Here is a 26,791-nt window from a genome sequence, read left to right on the forward strand (position 1 = left end):
AAATGACATGCTCGGCGGAGATATAAAAGTCACGCTTAAGAACATGACGATTCCAATGATCGTCGGCATGGTAATGCTGATGACCTTTAGTATAGTCGACACATTTTTTGTAAGCATGTTGGGCACACAGCAACTAGCCGCGATTAGCTTTACCTTCCCAGTAACTTTTACCGTAATCAGCTTGAACATAGGCCTAGGTATAGGAACGTCTGCTGTTATAGCGAAATATATTGGGTCTGGTGATACTGAGTATGCAAAAGTATTTGGAACGGGTGCACTGATGCTGTCGGTGGTGCTTGTTGGCTTCCTCGCAATCGTCGGTTACTTTACCATCGATTGGGTATTTTCTTTGATGGGCGCAACTGAAGCACTTATGCCTTACATACGTGCCTATATGGTTACTTGGTACTTCGCTGGTGTTTTCCTAGCGCTGCCAATGGTTGGTAATGCTATTCTGAGAGCATCAGGTGATACTAAAACGCCAAGTATCATCATGGCTGCCGGAGGTGGCATAAATGCCCTGCTAGATCCTATTCTTATCTTTGGCTGGGGTCCCATTCCAGCGATGGGCATACAAGGTGCGGCCGTGGCAACGGCAATTGCATGGGCTATCAGCGTTGTATGGATACTTTACTTGCTGGCTATTAAACGCGGCTTAATTGAAGCCCGCATATTATCGCTACAAGAATTTTTAAGCTCCTCGCGGAATGTGTTAAAAATTGGCTTGCCAGCGGCGGGGGCAAACATGCTTACGCCAATTGCAGGTGGGGTGATAACTGCGGTTGTAGCAAGCTATGGTGCAGAGGCAGTTGCGGCATGGGGGGTAGGGAATAGGTTAGAGTCTATCGCCTCTATTGTCGTATTAGCTCTATCAATGTCGCTGCCACCTTTTATCAGTCAAAACTATGGAGCAAACCAACTTCAACGAATTAAGCTGGCTTTCGACATCAGCGTTCGCTTTGTTGTCGTGTGGCAACTTATCGTTTTTGTTATTTTAGCCTTATCTGCTGACGTCATCGCCAACATTTTCGCCAATGACGAGAAAGTTGCTGAGGACATCAAACTCTTCCTATTTATTGTGCCAGTCGCCTATGGGCTGCAAGGCATCATTATACTCGCGAACTCTTCTTTTAACGCAATGCACCTGCCAATGTCGGCGCTATTGTTGAGCATATTACGACTTTTCGTTTGCTACATTCCTATTGCGTATTTGGGCAGTTACTTTTATGGGCTTGAAGGCTTGTTTTGGGGCTGTGTTGTCGCCAATGTTGTGACCGCTTCTATCGCTTACTTTTGGTTTAATAATTACATCAAAAAACAAATGGACTTAGTGCCAACATTACCTATTTCGGAAATAAAATAAGATGACTAAAGGTTTTTCCTTACAATCAAAATATCAACCCGCAGGAGATCAACCCAAAGCTATTGAAGGTTTGGTTGATGGCTTGGAATCTGGCTTAGCGAAGCAAACTTTGTTGGGGGTAACAGGTTCTGGTAAAACATTTACCATGGCTAATGTCATCTCGCAAGTTCAGCGCCCGACACTCATTATGGCTCACAATAAGACTTTAGCAGCCCAGCTTTACGGAGAAATGAAGGAGTTTTTTCCCGATAACGCTGTAGAGTACTTCGTATCCTATTACGATTATTACCAACCAGAGGCTTATGTTCCTAGCACTGATACTTTTATAGAAAAAGACGCCTCGATTAATGATCATATCGAACAGATGCGGCTGTCGGCAACCAAGGCCTTAATGGAAAGACGTGACGTTATCATAATTGCGTCTGTGTCGGCGATTTATGGTCTTGGTGACCCAAAAAGCTATATGAAAATGCTCTTACATTTGCGTCAGGGTGACACTATGGACCAGCGAGACATTCTTCGTCGCCTAGCTGAACTCCAATATAAGCGCAACGACATAGCTTTTGAACGCGGCTCATTTAGGGTGCGTGGGGACGTAATAGATATATTCCCCGCAGATTCTGAGAAGCAAGCAGTGCGTGTTGAGCTGTTCGATGAAGAAATCGAATCGATAAGTTTATTTGATCCCTTAACCGGCGCGATAGACAAAAAAGTGGTTAGAACAACTGTGTTTCCTAAAACGCACTATGTCACACCTAGGGAAAAAATAGTTGCCGCGATTGATAGGATTAAAGACGAGTTAAAAGAGCGAAGAGAAAATTTAAAAAATAATCACAAGCTCATTGAAGAGCAGCGCATAAGCCAACGTACTCAGTTCGATATTGAAATGATGTTGGAGTTAGGATATTGCTCTGGTATCGAAAATTATAGCCGATATTTATCGGGTCGCGCTCCAGGCGAGCCACCACCAACCTTGTTAGATTATTTTCCAGCTGACGGCTTGCTGTTCATTGATGAATCACACGTGACGGTATCGCAGATTGGCGCAATGTATAAAGGTGACCGTTCACGGAAGGAAACATTGGTAGAATTTGGTTTTAGATTGCCCTCTGCGCTCGACAATAGACCCCTAAAATTCGAAGAGTTTGAGCATATTTCTCCACAGACCATCTATGTGTCAGCAACCCCCGGAAATTATGAACTCGAGAAGTGTGATGGCGATATCATTGAACAAGTGGTGCGACCAACTGGCCTCATTGATCCGGAAATAGAGGTGAGGCCAGTTGCAACGCAAGTTGACGACGTGTTGTCTGAAATTCACAAGCGAGTCGCGGTGAACGAACGTGTTCTCATCACGACGCTAACAAAACGTATGGCCGAAGATTTAAGTGAATATCTTAATGAACACGGGGTGAAAGTACGCTATCTACATTCCGATATTGATACGGTAGAACGTATCGAAATAATACGTGACCTTCGAATTGGAAAGTTCGACGTACTTGTTGGCATTAACTTGTTGAGAGAAGGCTTAGACATGCCAGAGGTGTCCTTAGTTGCCATATTGGACGCTGACAAAGAAGGCTTTTTACGAGCCGAGAAATCGCTTATACAGACCATCGGGCGTGCAGCAAGACACTTAAATGGTAGAGCCATACTCTACGCAGACAAGATTACTGGTTCAATGAAAAAAGCGATGGATGAAACTGACCGCAGGCGCGCTAAACAGGTTGCTTATAATGTAGAACATAACATTACGCCGCAACAGTTAAACAAACCGATAACAGACATTATGGACTTAGGTGACTCTACTGCGCATCCAGCCTCAGGAAAAGTGAGGTTACGTAAAGTTGCTGAGAAAGAGAAGACTTACAAAGCCATGACGGTAACGCAAATGATGGAAAAGGTTGCAGGTATGGAGAAAGAAATGTTTGAGTTTGCTCGAGACTTAGAGTTTGAAAAAGCAGCATCCTTGAGAGATGAGGTTGAAACCCTTCGAGCGGAAATTCTGAAGTTATCGTAAACATTATGTTGTGACTTGTAATGCGACAACATTGGCTCTAATGGTTGTGAAAACCAGAGTAAAGTATGACGCGTGATACATTGTTGGTCGTGAGCAGTTTAGCCGTTTCTCTGGCAATGTATCCCCTGAAAACGCTCGAAGTGGAAGCTGGGAAGGTTTTGAGCATACTGAAGTCATCATTTTTGGATAAATGCGTAGAAACACATTGTCACGCGCATTTCTTTAGTTTGCAATCTTATCCATTGAATTTACTTGGGATCGCAAGTTGCAATGAAATAGTTATGTATCTTTATAACAAAAACGTTGTAATGCGCTCACACTTTGAATAATATATCTACAAGTCGTATGAGCTACTATACCTAACGCGGTGGAAATATGTTAAATCGTTTACAAGAATCAGACATCAAATTACTAAGAGTGTTTTATGCGGTTGCTTCATGCAATGGTTTCACTGCTGCTGAACCTGTACTTCGTATGCAGCGTCCGAATATAAGCGCGGCTATTAAGAAGCTAGAAGAAAGGCTCGACCTTGTTCTCTGTCATCGAGGGCGCGGTGGCTTCCAAATGACTAAAGAAGGCGAAGTTGTTTTTCAAGAGACAAAGCGAATATTCAATGCTTTTGATAACTTTGTTTTTAACCTGAAAAGTCTACATGATGACTATAGTGGTCATATTACTTTAGTGTTGATGGCTGGCCTTGCTACATCGATGCAACTTGCTGTAAGTAAAGCCGTGAAAAGTACCATGAAAAAGTTTGACGATATTCATGTAAATATTCAAACCAGACTATACAATGAAGTCGAGCATGTCGCCTTATCTGGCGAGTGTCACTTAGTATTATCTACTTACGATATGGTAAAACCTGAGTCGGTAACCTTCCACCCTACGGGAGTGCATTGTACTGGGCGTTTATATTGTGCTCCTACACATCCGCTGGCCAAATATCGTGAAGCTGATGCGCTTCCGGAAAATGTTAGAATTGAAGACTACCCTGCGATTGGTATGTCTGGCTTGTCCTCAGTTAATTATATAAATGGTGAGACTCGTCTTGCTATCCAAACCTTCTCTGATTCGTACGATGTTTGCATGGCGGCAGTTATGACAGGTGAATACGTTGGTTTGCTACCAGACTATATTGCGAGAGAGCAGGGAGCCGCAACTGGCTTAGTTCCTTTATGTAAAGGCAGTTTATTTGAGTTTAGTCACGAGCTGTTTGTCATGAATGGTAAAAATACGCGTTTAAACCCTGTTCTTCGTCATTGCATCAAAGAATTAGAGTATTTTATTTCTGAAAGCCAAAAGTAAACTAGCACTTTATAGAAAAGCCGGCTTTTACATTAAGAATTGGCCGGCTTTTTTGTAGCTTTTAGACGCAAACTAGCTTTCAAACTTCATATTCAAGTGGGTCCGATAGCTTGTTTTCGGAAAATGCCTCAAGTCTTTCTTGGCAGGCACCACATTTACCGCAAGCTTTTTCTCTGCCGTTGTAGCATGTCCACGTTAAAGCGTAATCAAGTTTCATGTCAATACCGTCGGCAAGAATATCGATTTTGCTACAGTCTAAGTACGGTGCTCTCACCTCAACGGCTTGATAATTAGCAATCTTACAAACTGCGTTCATTGCTTCAACAAACTCTGTTCGGCAATCTGGGTAGATAGCATGGTCTCCAGAATGCGCTCCGAAATATACTGCTTCAGCTTCAATTGCCACGGCGTAAGCGACGGCGATAGATAACATCATCATATTTCTATTGGGCACAACCGTAGTTTTCATGCTCTCTTCTTCATAGTGCCCTTCAGGAACATCAATATCGTCAGTGAGTGCAGAGCCTCCAAGCACTTGATTAACACTGCTAATATCAATCACTTTATGTTCTATACCTAATCGCTCGCATACGGTAGCTGCATAGCTGAGCTCTTTGTTGTGACGTTGCCCGTAATTAAATGACACGGCATAAACATCAAAGCCTTGTTTTATCGCTTTATTCAACACGGTGAACGAATCCATACCGCCCGAGTATATTACTACGACTTTTGCCGACATTTATAATCTCCTTTAAAAAACGGTGCTGATTCTACGCGAAGCCTGTTAAAATCCCAACCTGAAATATGGTAACGTTAAGGCAAAGTATTGAAACAAGTAGCATTGAAACAAGCAGCATTGAAGGTAAATGAAGTCTTTGAGTCGCTTCAAGGTGAAGGGGCTTTCACAGGAGTGCCATCAATCTTTGTGAGGCTGCAAGGTTGTCCGGTCGGATGCTCTTGGTGCGACACTAAACATACTTGGCATATTGATCTGAACGACGAAGTAAATTCCGATGTTGTTATGCAACAGAGTTTTGAGTCCACTCAATGGTTCTCGTCGTCCGCTGAAGAGTTATTTACCTTATTTGAGCGTCATGCTTATGTTGCTAAGCATCTTGTGATTACCGGTGGTGAGCCATGCATGTTTGACTTGCGAGAATTAACCGAGCTGGCGCATCAAAAAGGCTATAGCACACAAATTGAAACCAGCGGCACCTTTGAAGTGCGTGCCTCGGAAAATACATGGGTGACAGTGTCTCCGAAAATCAATATGAAAGGGGGCTATGATGTTCGGAAAGACGCTCTATTGCGAGCAGACGAAATAAAACACCCCGTTGCTATGCAAAAACACGTTGATGAACTAGATTCATTGTTAGAAGGCATTAAGTTTACAAAACAAGCTCTGATTTATTTGCAACCGATCAGTCAGCAGAAGCGGGCAACCGAATTCGCTGTCAAAACATGTATCTCACGCAATTGGCGCTTATCTCTGCAAATGCATAAGTATATTGGTGTTGAATAGGGATAGTAAGCCATTGTCGGCTATTATTAGGCCTAGAAGCAAAAGGGTATTAACATGAATGAAGTTGAATATTTCGAAAAATTCGCTAGTTTGCTAAGTGATTTGAAGTTTTCCGAGTGTGCAACTTATTTCCACACTCCTTGTGTATTAATGAATAATAAACAGAAACATGTTTTCAATGACCACAAAGATATCGCTACTTGGTTGAGTCGCTATGCAAAAAGATTAGCAGTGGAAAATGATAATCAGTTGTCCTTTGTAACTCAACATAGTGTAAATATGTCAAGCAAAGTGTGTTTTATTAAGGTTGCTGTTCAAGGTGTCGTAATGAGAGATACTAAGCAGTCATTGAATATCTCCTTCACCTTAGCCAATGATGAGGATAAGAGCATGAAGATCATAGTCGTGGTAATTGATGATGTTTGATATCACCCTCAGAATGTTGCTCATGCTCGTCATTTTGGCTTCATCTAGTGTTAAGGCTGCAACTTGGGTGGTTACCTATCCTGGACCATTATTCGAGGGTGATAAACGTCATGAGTATCCTGAAGCGGTATTGAAACTAGCACTTGAAAAAACAGGTGTACGCTTTGAGATGAGAGCGTCTGAGCGTCTTAAATATCAAGCTAAGGCCTTGCGTCAGTTACGAGAAAATATACAAGTAAATGTAGTATGGAGCATGACTGACAGACAGCGTGAGGACGAGCTTCTCCCTATCCGTATTCCTATCGCAAAGGGACTGATTGGTTGGCGAGTATTGCTTACTCATCAAGATAAGCCATTTTTTCGAAAAAAAATCGATAGTTTGGCTGATCTTCAGGTTTATTCAGCTGTTCAAGGCTTAGACTGGCCTGATACTAAGATCTTACAAGCAAATGGTTTCAATGTGCTAGCAGCCCAGAATCACACTGAATCCTCACAATTGATATCGCGGAAACAAGCTGATTTCTATCCGCGCTCAGTAATTGAAGTTCTTCCAGAGCTTAATGCCCTTAACGCAGATCCCGACGTAAAACTAAAGAATGGTATCGCGCTGCATTATAAAGCGGCCATGTATTTTTTCGTCAATAAGAAGAATGTCACGCTAGCTCGCGTGATTGAAGTTGGACTACAACGTGCAATAGAAGATGGCAGCTTCGATGCGTTATTTTATGAATATCACGGTAACATGCTAACTACCTTAGCGCTTGAAGACATGCAACACTTCGAATTAGAAAACCCATTGTTACCGATTAACACGCCTATCTTTGAAGAAGCTTATTGGTATTCACCACTTGATGCTAAAAAAGATGTAAGCCCTGCTCAGCTGCCATAAACCAATAAAAAAGGCTTGCCCACATATTGGGGCAAGCCTTCGTCGTTAGCGTTTATTTGCGCAAATTTATGCTTTAAATTCACCACTATGTACACTTTTCATCGAACGACCGGATGGATCAGCTGCTGCTTTGAAACTAGCGTCCCATTCCAGTGCCTCTACCGTGCTGCATGCAATGGACTTACCACCAGGAACACATTTTGCTGCGCTCTCTTGTGGGAAGTAATCTTCAAAAATAGTGCGGTAATAATAGCCTTCTTTGGTGTCTGGCGTGTTTATTGGAAAGCGGAATTCTGCTGTCGCCATTTGTTGGTCGCTTATTTCAGCATCAACAAAGTCGCGAATCGAATCTATCCAAGAGTAGCCAACACCGTCACCAAATTGTTCTTTTTGACGCCATAATACTTCCGCTGGAAGATAGGTTTCGTCGTCGAAAGCCTTACGCAGTATCCATTTTTCCATGCGACCATCAATACACATTTTGTCTTGTGGATTTAGACGCATTGCAACATCCATGAAGTTCTTATCAAGGAAAGGTACTCGAGCTTCCACACCCCAAGCGCTCGTTGATTTATTTGCACGGGCGCAGTCAAACATGTGAAGGCGATCCAATTTACGAACTGTTTCTTCATGCAACTCTTTGGCATTTGGTGCTTTGTGGAAGTATAAATAACCGCCGAATATCTCATCTGAACCTTCGCCCGATAAGACCATCTTTATTCCCATTGCTTTGATTTTTCTCGTCATCAAATACATCGGAGTGGCTGCGCGGATGGTAGTCGTATCAAATGTTTCAAGATGATATATGACGTCACGGATGGCATCCAAGCCTTCTTGAATAGTGAAGTGAATTTCATGATGCACGGTGCCTATCATATCGGCCACTTTTTTAGCGGCAATCAAGTCTGGTGCACCCTCTAAACCTACTGCAAAAGAGTGTAAGCGAGGCCACCAAGCATCACTTTGGTCGCCATCTTCAACTCGTTTAGCTACGTAGCGAGCAGCTACTGCTGACACAAGAGAGGAATCTAAACCACCTGATAGTAACACCGCGTATGGCACATCAGACATTAAATGTGACTTAACTGCTTTTTCGAATGCGGCTTTTAGATCGGCTAGGTTAGTCTCGTTGTTCTCCACAGCCTCATAATTCATCCAATCGCGCTGGTAGTACTTCACCAACTTGCCATCGCTGCTATCGAGATAATGACCGGGAGGGAACTCTTGTACAGTTTTACAAACAGGGGCAAGTGCTTTCATTTCAGATGCTACGTAAAAGTTACCGAATTCATCGAAACCAGTATAAAGAGGGATGATACCTATGTGATCACGTGCGATCAGATAAGTGTTTTTCTCTTCATCGTACAAAACAAAGGCAAACATGCCCTCAAGTTTGTCGATGAAATTTACGCCTTCTTGCTGGTACAGAGGTAAGATAATTTCACAGTCAGATTTGGTTGCAAAGTCGTAGGGCTTTGCTAGCTTTTGTTCGAGTTCTTTATGATTATAAATTTCACCATTAACGGCTAATACTTGATTTCCATTATTACTGATAAGCGGCTGCGCGCCAGTGTCAACGTCTACTATAGCGAGTCTTTCATGACATAAAATTGCATTATTATTGTGCCAAATGCCAGACCAGTCAGGGCCGCGATGGCGTAATAATTTTGATAATTCGAGTGCTTGTGTGCGCAACTCAGACACATCAGTTTTGATATCAAGGATACCGAAAATACCACACATAGGTTGGTTCGCCTTTTCTTGCTAGGTTGTTAGATTAGTTATCGTTTTCTGTCGATAATAAGGTAGGTATGTAGAACTTATGTTCGAATTTATTATTGTTAGCTTACCTTCATGTTGAATGTGCCATTCTGAGAGGAAAAAGCAAGCCTTTTCTTCACTTTCATGTCGCTATAACGAAATATCATATAAAGAAAGTGACGCTAGTTTGATCGTGCTGATAATTTTAAAAAAGTGTTTGCAAATGAAATGAAAAAGCCTCTTAAAGAAGAGGCCTTTTATTGTTTATTAAGTCTTTATTTTCTCTGAAATTCGCTACTTTCAGCCCATTGTGGCCAACTTTCTGAGTTAGCGATATCATAACCTACTTCAAATAGCATCTGAGTATCCTCCTGTATACCACCAAAGTCCCAGTTTTCTCGGAACTGATCACACACTTGATGATAACAGCCACGAACAATTAAATTCGTCTTCTTTCGATAGTCTGCAGTTGCTTCATCAATTGGCTCTGTACCGCCTTTCGCATAGAGTGCTGGAACCCCAAGTTTGGCAAAACTGAAATGATCTGAGCGATAGTAGTAGCCCGCTTCAGGTGTGGCCTCCTGAACGAGTGTTCTGCCTTGACGTTTAACTGCCTTATCAAGGTAGCTCTCAAGCTCTGATTTACCCATTCCAATAACAGCAACATCTTTGGTTCTTCCAAGCACGTTCATTGCGTCCATATTAATGTTAGCAACAGTCTTATCAAGCGGGATAATAGGGTTTTCAGCGTAGTATTTAGAACCAAGCAGACCTTGTTCCTCAGCGGTCACAATAAGCATACTGATTGAACGTTTCGGTTTACTATTTAACGAGGAAAAAGCTTCTGCCATTGCCAAAATAGCCGATGTGCCAGTCGCATTATCGTGAGCACCGTTATAAATTTGGTCACCTTCTTTAGTCTCGTCTTTACCTAAGTGATCCCAGTGTGCGGTATAAATGATATGCTCATCTGGCTTTTCGCTTCCTTCAAGCGTGGCTAATACGTTATAGCTTTTTGATTTTTCAAAGTCGTTCTTAACCGTCACAGAAGCTTTGAGATTTAATGGTTCAGAATAGCTTCCTTGAGCGGCGTAATCTTTTTGCTCATCAAAATTTAGACCTGCTTCAGCAAATACTTTTACAGCTGCTTCGCGTGATAACCAACCCTCGACAGCGACACGACTTGCGCCACCGTCGGGAGTCACTAACCCATATTGCGGCCCGCTCCAACTATTTGCAACGACCGACCAACCATAAGACGCGGGCGCAGTTTCATGGACTATAAATACGGCTTCAGCACCTTGACGGCTTGCTTCTTCATATTTGTAACTCCAGCGTCCGTAGTAAGTCATTGTCGAGCCTTGAAACAGCTCACTGTCGGGACTGGCGAAACCAGGGTCGTTGACCAAAACAATAACCGTTTTTCCTTTTACGTCGATGTCTTCGTAATCGTTCCAACCGTATTCCGGTGCATTTACCCCATAACCAAGAAATACCACCTCGGAATCAGTCAAATCTATTTGCGCTACCTCTCTTTTCGAGCCAGCTACCATGTCTTTTTTGTATTCGAAGGAATGCGAACCCATCGACAAGGTCATATCACTCGATGCGGTAATTTGCATTAAATCGACTTGCTGGAAAAAGCTATCGCCATTGCCAGGTTGAAAACCAACTTCGGTGAGTTCCTTTGTTAGGTAGTCGAGTGTTTTTTTCTCGCCTATGGTAGTAGGAAGGCGACCTTCAAACTCATCTGAAGACAAGATTTTTGTGTGTTGCTTGAGTGTTTCAGTGCTGATAGCCTTATAAACAGACTCGAAGTTATTTGCTTGTTCGAGCACTTTACTATCATTGTTACTTTTATCATTGCTGTTTTCATCGACATCACTTTGAGAGCATGCGCTTAAACTCAATGCGACTGCTAGCGTAGCAATAATAGGTGTCTTGCGTGAGATCATTCATCTGTCCTTTGTATTGTTATTTTTGTTTTTTTTAGGTCTTATCTAAGGCGTAAGTTTAGTGACTGTGGCATAATAACACAACTTTACAGTTAGCTTTTCAACGAGTTTTTCTTGAGTGATATAATTAAAAAACGCTTTTTCCTAGCCCCCCTGCAGCAACTCCTTTTTCTCTTAGATGCTAAGGTTAAGCGCGAGCTGTTTGATGCTGCTAGTGATATTACTGACTGTTTGAATGCCGGCCTGCTGAATCGAATAAGCGAGCGATTGAATAACAGAAACCACCAGTATCGTTTCATCTGTCAACACGAACTCGATAGTAAGGTCATAAGTCCAAGCCCAATGTCTTCAGCGTCAGACATAGTAGTTCCGCAATATTACGAAGAGATTATTTTTCACACTCGCAATATTCCCACTAGGCCCGCTAGCTGGCACGATTTCTTTAATGGCTTAGTGTGGGCAAGCTTTCCACAATCAAAATCACTTTTGAATGAACTGCATATCGCAGAGATAGAGGCCCACGGCTTACATCCTCGCACCAAGGTGAGAAATCATTTAACCCACTTTGATGAATGTGGTGTTGTGCTATTTGTGCACTGCGCAGACCTAGCTGCAGAGCTAAGAGAATTGTTCAGCGCTCAGCTATGGAAAACGATATTCATATCGCACAAGGATAAATGGCACAATGAAATTGTACCGGTGATTTTTGGTCACGCGAATTACGAAATGCTTTTGCAGCCCTTTATCGGCTTAACCGCGAAGGTATTGATTGTGAATGTAGAAAATAAGCTTGATACGCAGCATTTCGCTTGGGAAGAAAACAGTGAGCGCTATGATGATCTGTTAAAGAGTAGGCTAATCGACGACAGAGTATTTCATCAGAGTAAACCTTTCTACCCTTTGCCCTTGCTTGGCGTACCAGGTTGGTACGAGGGAAGCCAGAATGATGAATTTTATAGTAATCAACACTACTTTATGCCCAAACGCCGCAAGAAATGCGACGCTTGAAGTTTAGCTTATTATTCACTCAATGTTAGCTAAATACCGCAAACAATAAAGTGAGTAGCAGTAGGAATAAACTTGGTATTGCCGCTACAATGTAGGATTTGGCTTTGCTGAAGTGGGTCCACTGCTGTAAACAATAAGCTCCTAAGAATACACTCCAGATACGTTCGACTCTGATTTCATTCATAAATGTTAACCACTTGCTGTCGATGCCAAGGCCGAGTACATAGCTAAGTGATAGTGGAGCCATCACTGCTGGACTTAGTTTCGCGCCAGGGTCCTGCATCACTAATATCGCTAAAGAAACTACCGCACCAATAATGTAGGGCATCATAGTCCACCATTGCACACCGTACCAATCAAAAAAGCTATGCACACTTTTCTCGTCGTTGCGTGTCACAATAGTAAAGTACAACGCTGCCAATGCTGACACTACGATAAGGGCAATAGGAGTAAATACTAAGGAAAAAAAGCGAGATGATTCTGCCGTACCCATCAACTCTCGTTGGGACTCTAACTGTGCCGGTGCAACATCTCCCATGCGAGCAGCAAGTTGTGTGTCTACATGCCAGTCAAAGTCGATGACACCGAAGTATAGATAGGCTGGCAAAACGGCAATGATGCTGACCAATAAAAAGGGAAACCACGACCAGTTGTCTTTAACTGCAAGCGAGCGAAATACCTCTGATGGCTTAATGAAAATATCATTGCAAGCTTGAACGGGGTTAGTCACAGTGAGTTCTCGAGGCACCGACGCGACTTCCTTCTGAGCTGGAAGGTCAACTGCTTGCGTGTTTTCGGTCTCATCTATGCTCGCCGACGTTGGCTCTGCTGCTTGCTCATCATTATTTTGCTTATTTTCTTCAGTCATACGTATTCCTTACTTTTCTGAGTGTCTGAGTATTTATGTTATTCCTTTTCGGCGCAAGTAAAAAAGCTGTTCTGTATCACTTTGAAACAATTATTCGCGTCAATGTAATATTTATGGATCGCATTTGACTACATAATCACTTAACCTAAGTAAAGTTCAAATGTTGCATGGTATCGTGCACGTTTTCGAGTTAAATAAAAGGAATTCAGTGTGATAGAGATCAGCAAGCTCGCAAAGAAGTTTAAAGTAGAAAACCCCAAAAAGCTGAGTGAACAAGACAAAAAGGACCCAAGGTTAAAAGGCCGCTTTTTTCACTCTGTAAAGGACGTCACGTTTTCGTGTGAAAGCGGACAAGTCTTGGGCTTACTAGGCCCTAACGGCGCAGGTAAAACAACCACCTTACGTATGCTTTCAACGGCACTTCAGCCCGACGGCGGTAGTATAAAGCTTGGTGGTGTTGATATACTCGCCAACCCAGTTGAGGCAAGACGCCAAATTGGTTTTCTTTCAGGCAGTACTGGTCTGTACGGTAGGCTTTCAGGGCGAGAGAATATCGCTTATTTTGGGCGTCTAAATGGTATGACTGAAGCCCAGATCAGTGCGCGAATTGATGAGTTATCGACCCGTTTGGATATGGATACCTTTCTTGATCGTCGAAGCGAAACATACTCAACCGGCATGAAACAAAAAGCATCTATTGCACGCTCGGTGATTCACTCTCCTAAAGTAGTTATTCTTGATGAGCCAACTACGGGGCTCGATATCATGGCAACGCAAACCGTGCTGAACTTCATTCGTGATTTAAAAGCGCAACAAGTTCCAGTGATATTTTCCACTCATCACTTAGACGAGGTGGCCGAGCTATGCGACAAGGTCACTATCATTGACCAAGGTGAGACGAAATTTAACGACTCTTTTGATGTGTTCAAAGCACTCGGGGCCAACTCATTACATGACTCGTTTTTACAAGCTATTGGCCAGACAGCAATAACAAATTCAGCTTCAGGGAAGGGAGAATAAACATGTGGTTAGTATTTCAAAAAGAATTAAGAGAATTGATACGAGATAGAAAAACCCTGTTTTTCATGATCGCTTTACCCATCTTGCTGTTTCCCTTAATCATTGGTGGAACCCTCTATGTCGCTACTCAAGTGGCGATTGGTGCGCAAGAAAAAACGCGTACTTATGCGCTTATCGGTGCAGAATATAGCAGTGAGTTTGTAGATAGTCTTGCCGCTGTTGAGCAATTCGAATTGACTACATTGCCAAGCGACATCGACACGGAAGAAGAGATAATAGCTTACGTTAAAGAGGGAAAGGTCGACTTTATCATCACTATTCCTCAAAACTACAGCAACGATGTTCTTAAGACAGGAGCAATATCGTTAACGCTCTATCGAAACCAAGCGGGTTTACAAGTTGTAGAGAGAGAGCTCAATGGTATCATTGACGAGCTGTCTGAAGCCTATCAAAATGCTGCTTTTGACAAGCTAGCACTCAGTGAAGGTGAACAGAAAAGTTTACTGTCACCTATCACTATTAAGTCAATTAACGTGGCAGACAAACGAGAGACACAAGGCGAGAATTGGGGAGCATTCATTCCTTACTTTATTTTCATGCTTTGTTTGCAAGGAGCGATGCTTCCAGCAAGTGACTTGGGCGCCGGCGAGAAAGAGAGAGGCACTCTTGAAACCTTACTCATTTCTCCAATTGAAAGAAACAAGCTAGTACTCGGAAAGTTTTTTACCATCGGTTTCGCTGGTGTTACCTCCGCTTTAGTCACGGTACTGAGTATGGCAGTCTGGACCGCGCTGATTGGTGTGCTCACCGCAAACGATCCTAAATTGGTAAAGATAGGACAAGCCATTTCTGACTTTATGTCTGCCATTGGTGCAGTTGATTTTCTTCTTGTCTTTTTGATGTTGGTGCCAGTTGTTGCTGTGTTCTCTGCTATCCTCCTAACACTGTCAATTTACGCGCGTTCATTTAAAGAAGCCCAGGGTTACATGACGCCTCTTGTTTTCGTCACCATCATTCCTGTTATCTTTGCCATGCTACCTGGTGTCGAACTCAAAGGTGTTTGGGCTTGGGTGCCGCTTACTAACGTTGCATTGGCTATTAAAGAGTTAATAAAGGGGACCATGGATTATGTACAGTTGTTTGCAATATTTGGCTCTACTGCAATTATTGCTGGGGCGCTTTTAGCATTCTGTATTTACTGGTTTAAGCAAGAAAAAGTACTATTTAGATAAGAACGTAGATAAAAGCAGATATAAGAGCTTAGATAAAGCTTCGGTAGCCGCTCGTAATGCTCGGCGCCGAAGCTTTTTTGTGTCCGTCGATAGCTAAGAATCGAGTAGCCGATTGCTGGCTTCTGTCGTTTATTGCCAATCGCGCTGGTCTTGTGCTTCTAGTCTGTGTTTCAGGTGAACAATGAATGCGCTTCGGTATAATCAACCATAAATGGCTATCTATGTATTTTGGATGATGCGAATTATATAGGGTAAGCACCTAATAAATTTGGCATAATACTGCCCGAAATGAGCTTATGGTCGTCTGAGCCTAAGTGCACTAAATAATTTGAAGGCGTAAATGAGCGATATAACAGACTTTTTCTCGAATCCTGGGCCGCTATCGGATGTAATCAAGGGTTTTATACCTCGTGATGCACAAACTGCAATGGCCGAAGCCGTTGGCGAAGCAATTAAAAACAAAGGGTCGTTGATAGTTGAAGCGGGCACGGGTACTGGAAAAACGTTTGCTTATTTAGCACCTGCGTTGCTGTCTAAAAAGAAGTTCATCGTTTCCACAGGAACAAAAAACCTGCAAGAGCAACTATTTCACCGCGACCTACCCATGGTGAAAAAAGCAGTTGATAAAACCAAAAAAACAGCCTTGTTAAAAGGGCGCTCAAACTACCTATGTCTTCATCGTCTTTCTCAGCATGGCGGCGGCATACTGGAAAAAGAAACGCTCAATGAGTTCTCTTTAGTCCGACGGTGGGCCGAAACCACTAGTACGGGCGACATTGGCGAACTTAAAACAATAAAGGAAGATGCAAAGGTCTTACCGATAGTGACGTCGACCGTTGATAACTGTTTGGGCAAAGATTGCCCTAGTTATGAAGACTGTTATCTTGTGCAGGCGAGACGAAAGGCGATGGAAGCTGATGTCGTGGTCGTAAACCACCACTTATTTTTTGCCGACTTAGCGCTCAAAGATACCGGTTTTGGCGAACTTGTTCCTGAAGTTGATGTGGTTATATTCGATGAGGCTCATCAAGTACCTGATATTGCGAGTGAATACTTTGGTATCAATCTGTCGAGTCGCCAAGTACAAGACTTGACTAAAGACATTATTGCTTTGCAGCGGACTGCTTTGAAAGATGCTGAACAACTTGGCAAAATTGCCGAAAAGTGTCAGTTACATATGGCAGACTTACGCATGTTGTTTCCTCACAATCCTTCGCGCGGAAATTGGATTGAGAAACTTCAGCAAGATGATGTGGCAAAGCAAATTGATATTATTAAACACAATTTGAAGAACTTGGCCGACGTGGCAGTTGTTCATCAAGGTCGAGATAAAGACCTCGATTTGATGATAGAACGTATTGTAGATTTTATTGAGCGTTTGGAGAAGGTCACTGATATTACTAGCACAGGGGTGAGTTTATGGTATGAGACTACGCCTCGGCATGTGGTGCTGCACCTTACACCTCTGAGTATCGCTGACAAGTTTTCTAGTATTATCCAAGCACAACCATCGGCTTGGGTATTCACCTCGGCTACGCTCATGGTAGATGGCAATTTTGAACATTACCGACATACAATGGGCTTATACGACGCTGAAACGCTCTCACTCGATAGCCCTTTTGATTACCAGAATCAGGCTATTCTGTGTATTCCCCGTTTTTTGCCAGAACCAAACGATAGAAGTATCAAGCATAATTTGGTGGATATTGCCGTCGGATTAATCGAAGCAAGTAAAGGGCGCTCATTTATTTTGTTTACCAGTCATGCAATGCTCCGAGAGGTTGCGGAAATAGTGAGTGAGAGAATAGACAATCCTATATTAGTGCAAGGCAGCACAACAAAAGCTGCATTGCTAGAAGAATATCTTAAGAGACAAGATGCGGTATTATTTGGAACTGGCGCTTTCTGGGAAGGGGTTGATGTGAAGGGAGACGATCTCTTGTGCGTAATGATCGACAAACTTCCTTTTGCCTCACCTGATGACCCCTTACTGCAAGCGCGCATCGACGATTGTAAAAAGCAGGGTGGCAATGCTTTTGCGCAGATACAAATTCCACAAGCTGTTATTACCTTAAAACAAGGTGCAGGTAGGTTAATTCGTGATGAAACAGACAAAGGTGTGTTAGTTATTTGTGATAATCGTCTTGTAACCAAGCAATATGGGCAAACATTTCTTAAAAGCTTGCCTGATATGAAACGAACGCGAAGTCTGCAAGCTGTGCACGACTTTTTGCAAAATATTGAGTGAATGATGAAAATTATAGCGATTGATACTGCAACCGAAGCTTGCTCTGTTGCGCTGTTAAATGGTGATGTGAGAGACGGTGTTTTTGAGCTCTGCCCTCAACAACATAGTCAAAGAATACTCCCAATGATTGACGAAGTATTGAAAAGGAATGACTTGAAGATAGGTGAGCTCGACGCTATTGCTTTTGGTCGAGGCCCTGGCAGCTTTACTGGAGTAAGAATAGCCACGGGTATAGTGCAAGGCTTGGCCTTAGGAACTGAACTGCCTGTGCTGGAGATCTCGACTTTAGCTGCAATGGCTCAAGAGAATTTCGAACGATATGGCAGCTTGCGCTCAAAAGTATTGATTGATGCACGCATGGGGGAAGTCTATTTTGGTGACTATTTTATAAAAGAGGGTACTGCACTAACACTTCAAGAGGAAGCCGTATTAGCGCCACAAGAATCGCTTAAAAAATATGCAGATATTCAAAATTCTGGTATAAGTAATCAAAGCATAGATAGAAAATCAACAGCGCTGGCTGGAACCGGCTGGGAAGCCTATTCGGAACAAACACAATTTGATAGTCGTGTTGACAAAGTGAAGGTGCTTTTTCCTAATGCCATGTACATGCTATCTCTTGCGAAAAAAGAATTTGAGCTTGGTCGAGCTAAGTCTGTAGACGATTTGGCACCAGTCTACTTACGCGACAAAGTAACGTGGAAAAAGTTACCAGGCAAAGACTAAAAGCCACTAAGAAAAGAATAAGTAAGCGCAATTAAACGATGGGGTAAATGTTGGATACTGGAAATATAAAGTCAAATTCAATCTTCATTACTAAAGAGTCAGTATCTAATTCGCCTCAGGCGCTAGTGATTGAACAGCAAAAGAGTGATCAATCAACAGCTAGTCCTCAAGTGCTCGAAGCATTGCCAGTTGAAAAAATAATTGCTGGAAACAGTGATGTTTTTAAACAAGCGGATAGCTTCAAACAGCAGAGTGTTGTAAACGAAAATATTCGTTATAGCCTTCGAAAGGAGTTGGAGGCCTATCAGATGATAGATAAACAAAAACAACGCGAAGATATCTCAAAAATGTTAGGCGTCGATATATTCGCTTAGCTTACATCGAGAACATACTGCTTTGCACAAGTGATTAAAATGTCGCGCAACATGTGTTTTAACTTTCACAATAAGCTGTGCTTGAACTTTGACAATAACGCCATTGTCAAAGATTAAAATGGTCAATTATTGCAAGCGCGACGTAATATTGTCATGATGCAAGAAAGCAACAAAATAAGAAGAGGTCGTTGCAGGCCCAATACTGTTTTATCGACATCATACTTCGATAATAAACGGTACCCATTGATACCATAAATTGAACTGGAGTAAGTTATGCACTCTGTTATGAAAATTCCCCTCGTTGCCGCAGCTGTATTTTTAGCTGGATGCGCAGTATATCCTGATCAAATTGATGTTGCCGACGACGTTAATCTCGTAAGTTATGAACAAATTCTCAATGGAGAGAGTGCTGGAACAGGTTCCATGGCACGTTGGGGCGGTGAAATTGTCGCCGTCGAAAATAAAGCCGACTATTCTGAAATTGAGATATTGCACTATCAAAATAATCATTACGGTAAGCCAAGAGCGACAGCCCAAAGTGCAGGTAGATTTAAAGTAAGGGTGCGTGATTTTATCGACCCATTAGTATTTTCAAAAGGGCGTTTAGTTACTTTTATTGGTGAGATAGGTGAGCCTGCTGAAGGAGTAATAGGTGAGCAAACCTACGTATACCCAGTTTTATTGGCCGACGGCTATCATATGTGGAAGAAAACACAGGACTATGACATAGCGGCCTTTCATTTTTCTCCGTTTTCACCTTTTTGGGCTTTCGGCCCCAGGTTTGGCTACCATCGCGGCTGGCGTTTTTATGACCAAGGCGGAACGGTTAGGGTAAAAGTGAAAGACAGCGTATCGGGTCAGTCAAATCGCGCGGGGCGTTCAAGTCCTTCTACTCGAAGTCCCCAAGACGGCGGCGCTACCAGCGGACCGAAAAAGAAACCTTAAATCAAGATCATTTATCAGCATAAAAGCGGCTAACTAAGCCGCTTTTTGTTATTAAATTAGTTTTCAAAGAGCGACTTATTTACAGGCCCCTTATGTCTATTCGTGATATTTCATTTACGCTTCCTAACTCGCATATTGCTGCATTAACGAACGCTAAGTCGACTAAACCTCTTCTAATCATGGTCCATGGTTGGCTTGATAATGCTGCTAGCTTTTCACCGCTCATCCCCTACCTTGATGATTACCACGTTATCGCTATTGATTTACCGGGGCATGGGAAATCCTCGCACAGAAGTGCAGACGCTCATTACCACTTAATCGACTACGTTAACGACCTACACGCGCTAATTACCAGTCAGCATTGGCACTCTATCTTTTTCGTAGGGCATTCATTAGGGGGGATAATTTCCAGTATATATTGTGCTGCTTTCCCTGAACGTGTCTCAAAATTTGTATGTATCGAATCAGCAGGACCATTAACAGAGCTAGAATCGACGAGTATTGAGCAAATTCGCCAATCTATTCTTAGCCGTCTTCAAGCCGACGATAAAGAGATAAAGCAACCTGAAGATTTAGAAAGCATAATTCGTGCTCGACAAAAAGTAAGCGATCTTTCATTTGATAATGCAAAAGTCATTCTGTCGCGTAATACGCAGCTAGATCCTTCTGGGCAACTGATTTGGTCAACAGATAAACGATTGCGCACAAAATCGACACTCCGACTAACATCTGGTCAGGCTGAAAATATCATGTCTCAGCTCGCATGCCTGACTCACTTTGTTTTAGGTAGTAACGGTTTTTCCAAGGTGAGTAAGTTGCTGCACCAACGCAGCGGGCTTTTGAAAAACTATCAAGTCACTGAGCTAGAGGGAGGGCATCACGTTCACATGGAAGCTTGTGATGAGGTGGCGAAAATTATATCGACGCATTTTGATGCGTATAAGTAAGGTAATTACGGTATTCACGGCATGAATATTAAACATCGTTTTAAATAAAAGTATCATGCTTTAGTATTATAGGCCCAACACAATGTATACTAGTGCATTGTATACATTGATGCTTTGCTGGTATTAACAGCTTAACAGTTAAGAATAATAACAATACCTGCAAGCACGACAGAATAACTATAAAAGTCTGAGGACATAAATGTGGAAAAAGTCTGGTTAAAGCATTACGACGAAGCCATGAAACCCGAGATTGACGTTGATAATCTATCGACTATTTTAGAAATATTCGAAACATCCGTCACAGAATATGCAAACAATACTGCTTTCATTAATATGGGTCACAAAATATCCTTCGAGGATTTAGACGTATTATCTATGCAGTTTGCTGCATACCTGCAAAGTCGAGGCTTAGAAAAAGGCGATGCGGTGGCGATAATGATGCCCAATCTACTGCAATATCCAGTTGCACTTTTTGGTGTACTTAGAGCAGGGATGACAGTGGTTAACGTAAACCCACTTTACACGGCTAGAGAACTGCAACATCAGCTAAGTGACGCAAAGGTAAAAACGATTGTTATTGTCGATAATTTTGCCCATACACTTGCCGAGGTCATCCATGAAACGCCAGTTCAAGAAGTGTTGATCACGAGTATCGGAGACATGCTTCCTGCACCCAAGCGTTGGTTGGTTAATTTTGCAGTTAAATATATCAAAAAAATGGTGCCTGATTTCGACCTTCCGTCAGCTAAACGCTTTACTCAGGCTATGTCCATAGGTGAAAACGAAACTTATTCGCGACCAAAAGTCGAACCAACAGATATTGCTTTTTTGCAGTATACAGGGGGAACCACAGGTGTATCTAAAGGTGCCATGCTGACCCATCGAAGCATGGTGGCTAACTTGGAGCAGGTATCCGGTACACTCGAGAGCTCTGTCAAAGTAGGTGAGGATATGGTGGTAACGGCTTTGCCTCTTTATCATATTTTTGCGCTTACTAGTAACTGCCTGACCTTTATGAAATACGGTTGTCCTAATTTGCTGATCACCAACCCCAGAGACATGAAAACTTTTGTGTCAGAATTAAGCAAAAATCAATTCGCTATTATTACCGGAGTAAACACGCTATTTAATGGCTTGTTGAATACGCCAGGCTTCGCTGAACTTGATTTTAGTAATTTCCGCTTCGGTTTAGGAGGTGGTATGGCGGTGCAGCGACCAGTAGCTGAAAAATGGCAGAAAGTGACAGGTACGGTCTTGATTGAAGGTTATGGCCTAACTGAATGCTCTCCAGTGGTAACAGTAAACCCAACAAAGATATCAGAATATAAAGGCTCTATAGGGCTGCCTGTACCATCAACGGATATTAAGCTCGTGAATGACGAGGGCGAGGAAGTTGCTGTTGGTGAAGCTGGTGAAATGCATGTTAAAGGCCCTCAGGTGATGTTAGGTTACTTAAATCGCCCGGAAGCGACGCAAGATATTTTAAAGGATGGTTGGCTCGCAACGGGTGATATTGCCAAAATGGATGAAGATGGTTTTTTCTATATTGTCGATAGAAAGAAAGACATGATTTTAGTGTCAGGTTTTAACGTGTTCCCTAACGAAATCGAAGAAGTCGCTGCCATGCATGACGGTGTGCTTGAGGCCGCTGCTGTAGGTATACCGCATGAGGTTTCTGGTGAAGTGGTTAAACTTTTTGTGGTTAAAAAAGATGATGCCCTCACAGAGCAAGAGGTTATTACTCACTGCAAATCTTTACTAACTGGCTATAAAGTGCCAAAAACAGTTGAATTTCGAACGGAACTGCCTAAATCAAATGTAGGCAAAATTCTGCGAAGACAACTAAGAGACTAATTGGCTTTGATTGAATTTGAATATATAGATAGCCTTGAAGCCTTGCATGATTATTGCGAACGCATTAAGCATGCAGATGCCTTAGCGATTGACACTGAGTTTGTACGAACGAGAACGCTCATACCTCAACTGGGTCTTATTCAAGTCTATGATGGTGAACACCTAGGACTGATAGATCCTGTGGCAATAGACGACCTCTCGGCTTTTGCCGATATTTTAGTGTCTGAGTCAGTGGTTAAGGTATTGCACTCTTGTTCTGAAGATCTTGATGCACTGTGGTTTAATTTAAAGGTAGTGCCGTCGCCGCTTTTCGACACTCAGTTCGCCGCTAACTTGCTTGATATGGGGCCGAGTCTTGGCTACGCAAACTTAGTAGAGCAGATGTTTGATATTCATGTAGATAAGGGAGAATCACGCACCGATTGGATAGCTCGACCTTTGTCTCCAGAGCAATTGCACTATGCCGCTGCCGATGTATTTTATTTGTTGCCGGTGTATCGCGATTTAGCCGATAAAGTTAAGCATGCTGGCAAGGACTCGTGGGTGTTTTCGGAGTCGGCTTTTCTATCTGAAAAGAAGCGCAACCCAATGCCCGCGAGCTTGGTTTATTTGAATATTAAAAATAATTGGAAGTTGGGTTGTCATTCTCGTCAAGCCTTAAAGCTAGCAGCCGCTTGGCGGTATGAAGAAGCTCAGTCGCGCGATATGGCGATTAATTTCGTCTTACGTGAACAAGCGATGTTGGAGCTTGCAATGGCATTGCCTGATTCCAAAAATAAACTCTTTCAGTTGCCTACGATTACACCAAAAGAAGCTCGCATTCATCAAGATGTATTACTTGATATTGTTGAACAAGCTAGACAAACCAAAGCCGAGGATTGCCCGGGAAAAATCCAACGTTTAGTCGATTTTAAACACTACAAAAAAGCGCTTAACGTACTTAAAGATCTGTGTGAGGAATTGGCGAAAAAGCATGACACGCGAGCAGATGTGCTGGCCTCTAAAAAACAACTTAACCAATGGATTAAGTGGTGCTGGTTCGACCTTGATGAGCTGGCAGCTATGAATATACAGCCCGACATCGTAAGCGGGTGGCGCCGAGAAATCTTCAAAAAGAGATTGTCCGAAATATTTAACAACGAAGGTGGTCAATTTGAAACTTTGCGCAGTTTATAAATCTCCCAAAAAAGCTGATACGTATTTGTACCTAGCTAATAAGGATAAGTTTGATGCAGTGCCACAAGCACTGCTTGAAACCTTTGGTAAACCCAAGTTTGTAATGTTAGTGCCGCTTACAAAGCCGAGAAAAATCGGTAAAATATCGAGTGATGAAATGATTGAGACTTTGCAGTCCAAGGGGTTCTATCTGCAACTTCCACCAAAAGAAGAGAACCTACTTACATCTCATCGCTTAGAAAAAGGCCTTAACGCACAGCCAGATAAAAAATTCTAGGCTCGACACATTATTCCACTTAGTATTTCAATCGGATTCACGAATGACTTCAGCCCTCTCTTTTTATAATATTTTGAAATTTTCCACCGTCACTTGTTGCATGATGCTCGTTTTATCTAGTTTACCGACAAATTTTAGCCATGCTGCCGAGAGCGAACAACAGGACGAGGTCGATCCAGGCTTTACCGCATACCTGGGTGCCTTGAGAGTAGAAGCCGAGGAAAAAGGCTACTCTGCGGACTTTTTAGATAAGGCTTTCGCCACCATTAGCCTGCGTAAGAAAGTCGTTAAGGCGGATAAAAATCAGCCCGAGCGTAAACTTACCCTCGATAGCTACTTGAGTACCAGAGTGCCCGACTGGAAAGTGAAACAAGCCATTGACAAGCTTGCTGAACATAATGACTTGCTAGAGTCGGTTTCAAAGCAATACGGGGTGCAAAAGCGTTTCATTGTAGCGCTGTGGGGCAATGAGAGTAATTTTGGGCGTATTCAAGGAAATCACCCAGTATTGTCTTCCTTGGTGTCACTTGCCTATGACGGTAGACGTGAAAGCTTGTTTAAGAAACAGTTTTTTGCTGCGCTGCAAATTCTGAGTGAGGGGCACGTTGAACTTGAAGCGTTTAAAGGCTCTTGGGCGGGGGCGATGGGTCAGAGTCAATTTATGCCTAGCTCTTTTCTCAGCTATGCAGTTGATGGGAATGGTGACGGTAAAAAAGATATATGGTCAGAGCCTGCTGATGTTTTTGCATCTATTGCTAATTACCTCAGTAAAGAAGGCTGGAAGGGCCGCGAAACTTGGGGCAGACAGGTTAAACTGAGTGATAAATTCGATTTATCGCTACTGAATCAATATTCGGGCCTGTCGAAAAGTAAAATGCTAAGCCTAAGAGCGTGGCAAAATTTGGGAGTCACGCGTTTTGACAGCACAGCTCTGCCTTCGGTTGATATTAAAGCGAGCCTTATTCTCCCTGATGGAGCAAAAGGGCGCATCTACTTAGTTTACAATAACTTTCACACCTTAATGCGTTGGAATCGGTCTCAATATTTTGGGGTTTCAGTGGGTTATTTAGCCGATCGCATTCGCAAGGGTAGCTGAGTAAATATCTATGAACAGTAGCTACACTCACTCATTTTATAACACCGACCTCTCAGTTAGTTCGATACCCGACATACCTGTGGGTAAAGTTGTTTGCGTCGGGCGTAATTATTTAGATCATATCCAAGAATTAGACAATACAGTAAGCGAGACGCCAATTCTGTTTTTGAAACCGCAAACCGCATTTTGTGATCTTCGAAATAATATTGAGATCCCTAAGCATTTGGGTGAGTGTCATAACGAACTTGAACTCGCACTTTTGATAACAGAACCTCTCTTAGCGTCAGTATCTACCGCCTATACTAACGAGCAACTTGCGGATTCTATTGGCGGTATTGGCTTGGCCCTAGACTTAACGCTGAGAGATTTACAAAAGGAATTAAAAGCTAAAGGGCATCCTTGGGAGCGCGCGAAAAGTTTCGATAAAAGCTGTCCAATATCTCCTTTTATTCCGCTTCGTCACTTTAATAACACTGAACCCTATAAATTTAGTCTGACAGTAAACAATGAGCTCAGGCAATATGGTGATACCAGTCTGATGTTATACTCTGTGATAGATTTATTGCGCGAAATTTCCTCCGTTTTTTCACTTACACCGGGCGATGTTGTGCTAACTGGCACGCCGAAAGGAGTTGCCGCATTGGCGAGTACTGACATCCTTGAGCTTAGCCTGAAAGGGCATTTCGATATAAAAACACAGGTAGACTGAGTATGAGAAAAACACCGTACACAAAAACACTGATCGAATCAGAGTTTTGGCTTGATACAAGCCTTGAGTCTATGAACCGTGCCCAGTGGGAGGCCGTTTGCGATGGTTGTGCCAAATGTTGTTTGCACAAATACATGGATGACGAGGATGCGGGTGACATTGCAGAGTTTGAAGCGCTTCCAACTAGCGAGGCGAAAGAAGGGGATGAGGTCTTCTTCACTAATATTTCGTGTCAATATTTGCACACAAAGCATTGTGATTGTACCCAGTATGACAAGCGCAGTGAGCTTGTGCCGCATTGCATTACCTTAAGCAAAGAAAACCTCAAAGATATTTTTTATATGCCTAAATCATGTAGCTACCGCCGTTTGCACGAAGGACGAGGTCTTGCTAGTTGGCATCCTCTGCTAAATAAGGGGAAGAAAACTAAAATGCACGAGCTCGGCTTATCAGTTAGAGGCCAAACGGTGAATGAAAATGATGTGGATTTAGAAAAATTTGAAGACCACATAGTTACGTGGCCTTTAAAAGATATTGATTAAGGTTTTAGCGCTTGTTGCTAACAAATTGAGCAACAAAAAATACGACAAACGCTGCAATGTACATGGCAAAAATAATTTGCATCCATTCAGCCATACCCATGCCAATAAATTGCCAAGTGTTCTCTAAGCAACTACCTGGTGCGGCAAATATGTCGGGAAGCCATTCATGCAACGGCAAAACCGATGGGAATTCAGGCTCAACTGGGCAAGGCACCAAGAAGGAATTTTCGCTGAATAGTATATCTTTATGCTCAGACGATAAAACAAAGCCTTTTACCGCCGACGTTCCCCATATCGCATAGGCCACTATTCTTACCAAAAAAGTGTTATGCAACATCGGAAGGAAAGCTGCTAGCAAAATGCCAAATACAGCGGTTCTCTGGTAAATACACATCACACAAGGCGCATGCCCTAGCAGATGTTGGAAGGCCAAGGCCGCCCCAATTAACATGGCGGCAGATAAAAAGAGTATTTGCCACGACCCTCGCGTATGCGACCATAACTGAAGTTTGTAAAGCATGTAAATTC

At 42.6% G+C, this 26,791-nt stretch carries 25 protein-coding genes; 20 read left to right on the top strand and 5 right to left on the bottom strand.

The annotated features are described in order from the left end of the window. Positions 1–7 precede the first annotated feature (7 nt). From ISG33_RS03610 to ISG33_RS03620, 3 genes are all read left to right on the top strand, one after another. The gene (locus ISG33_RS03610; RefSeq protein WP_195733017.1) at positions 8–1,363 is read left to right on the top strand and encodes an MATE family efflux transporter; all 1,356 of its coding nucleotides are present in this window, start codon (positions 8–10) and stop codon (positions 1,361–1,363) included. A gap of 1 nt (position 1,364) precedes the next feature. Further along, positions 1,365–3,383 (top strand): excinuclease ABC subunit UvrB, encoded by a 2,019-nt coding sequence (uvrB, locus tag ISG33_RS03615; RefSeq protein WP_195732170.1) that lies wholly within the window; start codon positions 1,365–1,367, stop codon positions 3,381–3,383. Positions 3,384–3,758: 375 nt separating this feature from the next. Then, positions 3,759–4,688, top strand: coding sequence for a LysR family transcriptional regulator (locus tag ISG33_RS03620; RefSeq protein ID WP_195732171.1), 930 nt, complete (start codon positions 3,759–3,761; stop codon positions 4,686–4,688). A 79-nt stretch (positions 4,689–4,767) separates the two neighbouring features. On the opposite strand, the gene queC is transcribed toward ISG33_RS03620, so the two are convergent. After that, positions 4,768–5,427, bottom strand: a complete 660-nt coding sequence (queC, locus tag ISG33_RS03625; RefSeq protein ID WP_195732172.1) for a 7-cyano-7-deazaguanine synthase QueC — start codon at positions 5,425–5,427, stop codon at positions 4,768–4,770. Between the two features lie 87 nt (positions 5,428–5,514). Between queC and queE the strand changes: the two genes are divergently transcribed. Genes queE through ISG33_RS03640 form a run of 3 tightly spaced genes read left to right on the top strand, consistent with a single transcriptional unit; the run spans position 5,515 to position 7,525 of the window. After that, positions 5,515–6,210 carry a 7-carboxy-7-deazaguanine synthase QueE gene (queE, locus tag ISG33_RS03630; protein ID WP_229333441.1) on the top strand — a complete coding sequence of 232 codons (696 nt, stop codon included), beginning with the start codon at positions 5,515–5,517 and terminating at the stop codon, positions 6,208–6,210. A gap of 54 nt (positions 6,211–6,264) precedes the next feature. Further along, positions 6,265–6,636: a hypothetical protein gene (locus tag ISG33_RS03635; RefSeq protein WP_195732173.1), complete on the top strand. Its 372-nt coding sequence runs from the start codon at positions 6,265–6,267 to the stop codon at positions 6,634–6,636. Further along, the gene (locus ISG33_RS03640; RefSeq protein WP_195732174.1) at positions 6,626–7,525 is read left to right on the top strand and encodes a type 2 periplasmic-binding domain-containing protein; all 900 of its coding nucleotides are present in this window, start codon (positions 6,626–6,628) and stop codon (positions 7,523–7,525) included. The genes ISG33_RS03635 and ISG33_RS03640 overlap by 11 nt, the downstream gene beginning before the upstream one ends. A gap of 66 nt (positions 7,526–7,591) precedes the next feature. Here the strand turns inward: ISG33_RS03640 and asnB are convergent, their stop codons facing one another. Both asnB and ISG33_RS03650 read right to left on the bottom strand, forming a co-directional pair. Further along, positions 7,592–9,268 (bottom strand): asparagine synthase B, encoded by a 1,677-nt coding sequence (gene asnB / locus ISG33_RS03645; RefSeq protein ID WP_195732175.1) that lies wholly within the window; start codon positions 9,266–9,268, stop codon positions 7,592–7,594. A 293-nt stretch (positions 9,269–9,561) separates the two neighbouring features. Then, positions 9,562–11,241, bottom strand: coding sequence for a M28 family metallopeptidase (locus ISG33_RS03650; protein WP_195732176.1), 1,680 nt, complete (start codon positions 11,239–11,241; stop codon positions 9,562–9,564). A 114-nt stretch (positions 11,242–11,355) separates the two neighbouring features. Here ISG33_RS03650 and ISG33_RS03655 point away from each other — a divergent pair, with 114 nt between their 5' ends. Next, on the top strand, positions 11,356–12,249 hold the full coding sequence (locus tag ISG33_RS03655) for a DUF3025 domain-containing protein (protein WP_195732177.1): 894 nt from the start codon (positions 11,356–11,358) through the stop codon (positions 12,247–12,249). A gap of 25 nt (positions 12,250–12,274) precedes the next feature. Here ISG33_RS03655 and ISG33_RS03660 read toward each other — a convergent pair whose 3' ends face one another. Next, positions 12,275–13,117 (bottom strand): Yip1 family protein, encoded by an 843-nt coding sequence (locus ISG33_RS03660; protein ID WP_195732178.1) that lies wholly within the window; start codon positions 13,115–13,117, stop codon positions 12,275–12,277. Between the two features lie 210 nt (positions 13,118–13,327). On the opposite strand from ISG33_RS03660, the gene ISG33_RS03665 reads away from it, so the two are divergent. From ISG33_RS03665 to ISG33_RS03725, 13 genes are all read left to right on the top strand, one after another. Next, the gene (locus tag ISG33_RS03665; RefSeq protein WP_195732179.1) at positions 13,328–14,137 is read left to right on the top strand and encodes an ABC transporter ATP-binding protein; all 810 of its coding nucleotides are present in this window, start codon (positions 13,328–13,330) and stop codon (positions 14,135–14,137) included. Positions 14,138–14,139: 2 nt separating this feature from the next. After that, entirely contained in the window at positions 14,140–15,369 is a 1,230-nt protein-coding gene (locus tag ISG33_RS03670; RefSeq protein ID WP_195732180.1) for an ABC transporter permease, read from the top strand. A gap of 340 nt (positions 15,370–15,709) precedes the next feature. Next, the gene (gene yoaA, locus ISG33_RS03675; RefSeq protein ID WP_195732181.1) at positions 15,710–17,617 is read left to right on the top strand and encodes a DNA repair helicase YoaA; all 1,908 of its coding nucleotides are present in this window, start codon (positions 15,710–15,712) and stop codon (positions 17,615–17,617) included. Positions 17,618–17,620: 3 nt separating this feature from the next. Then, entirely contained in the window at positions 17,621–18,343 is a 723-nt protein-coding gene (tsaB, locus tag ISG33_RS03680; protein WP_195733019.1) for a tRNA (adenosine(37)-N6)-threonylcarbamoyltransferase complex dimerization subunit type 1 TsaB, read from the top strand. A gap of 47 nt (positions 18,344–18,390) precedes the next feature. Continuing rightward, positions 18,391–18,717: a hypothetical protein gene (locus ISG33_RS03685; RefSeq protein WP_195732182.1), complete on the top strand. Its 327-nt coding sequence runs from the start codon at positions 18,391–18,393 to the stop codon at positions 18,715–18,717. 285 nt (positions 18,718–19,002) lie between these two features. Continuing rightward, the gene (locus ISG33_RS03690) at positions 19,003–19,662 is read left to right on the top strand and encodes a Slp family lipoprotein (RefSeq protein WP_229333442.1); all 660 of its coding nucleotides are present in this window, start codon (positions 19,003–19,005) and stop codon (positions 19,660–19,662) included. A 92-nt stretch (positions 19,663–19,754) separates the two neighbouring features. After that, positions 19,755–20,609: an alpha/beta fold hydrolase gene (locus ISG33_RS03695; RefSeq protein WP_195732184.1), complete on the top strand. Its 855-nt coding sequence runs from the start codon at positions 19,755–19,757 to the stop codon at positions 20,607–20,609. 201 nt (positions 20,610–20,810) lie between these two features. Continuing rightward, a complete protein-coding gene (fadD, locus tag ISG33_RS03700) occupies positions 20,811–22,463 on the top strand; it encodes a long-chain-fatty-acid--CoA ligase FadD (protein ID WP_195732185.1) in 1,653 nt (550 codons plus the stop codon). Continuing rightward, complete coding sequence (gene rnd / locus ISG33_RS03705) at positions 22,464–23,639, top strand: ribonuclease D (RefSeq protein WP_229333443.1); 1,176 nt, start codon at positions 22,464–22,466, stop codon at positions 23,637–23,639. After that, positions 23,608–23,916 (top strand): YcgL domain-containing protein, encoded by a 309-nt coding sequence (locus tag ISG33_RS03710; protein WP_195732186.1) that lies wholly within the window; start codon positions 23,608–23,610, stop codon positions 23,914–23,916. Before rnd ends, ISG33_RS03710 begins: the two co-directional genes overlap by 32 nt. Positions 23,917–24,016: 100 nt before the next feature. Next, positions 24,017–25,012 carry a lytic murein transglycosylase gene (locus tag ISG33_RS03715; protein WP_195733021.1) on the top strand — a complete coding sequence of 332 codons (996 nt, stop codon included), beginning with the start codon at positions 24,017–24,019 and terminating at the stop codon, positions 25,010–25,012. A 10-nt stretch (positions 25,013–25,022) separates the two neighbouring features. Then, on the top strand, positions 25,023–25,721 hold the full coding sequence (locus ISG33_RS03720) for a fumarylacetoacetate hydrolase family protein (protein WP_195732187.1): 699 nt from the start codon (positions 25,023–25,025) through the stop codon (positions 25,719–25,721). A 2-nt stretch (positions 25,722–25,723) separates the two neighbouring features. Beyond that, positions 25,724–26,263 carry a YcgN family cysteine cluster protein gene (locus ISG33_RS03725; RefSeq protein WP_195732188.1) on the top strand — a complete coding sequence of 180 codons (540 nt, stop codon included), beginning with the start codon at positions 25,724–25,726 and terminating at the stop codon, positions 26,261–26,263. 4 nt (positions 26,264–26,267) lie between these two features. Here the strand turns inward: ISG33_RS03725 and dsbB are convergent, their stop codons facing one another. After that, entirely contained in the window at positions 26,268–26,783 is a 516-nt protein-coding gene (gene dsbB / locus ISG33_RS03730) for a disulfide bond formation protein DsbB (RefSeq protein ID WP_195732189.1), read from the bottom strand. Positions 26,784–26,791: the final 8 nt, after the last annotated feature.

Source organism: Marinibium conchae (assembly GCF_015595035.1).
In the GTDB taxonomy this organism is placed as follows: Bacteria; Pseudomonadota; Gammaproteobacteria; order Enterobacterales; family Alteromonadaceae; genus Glaciecola.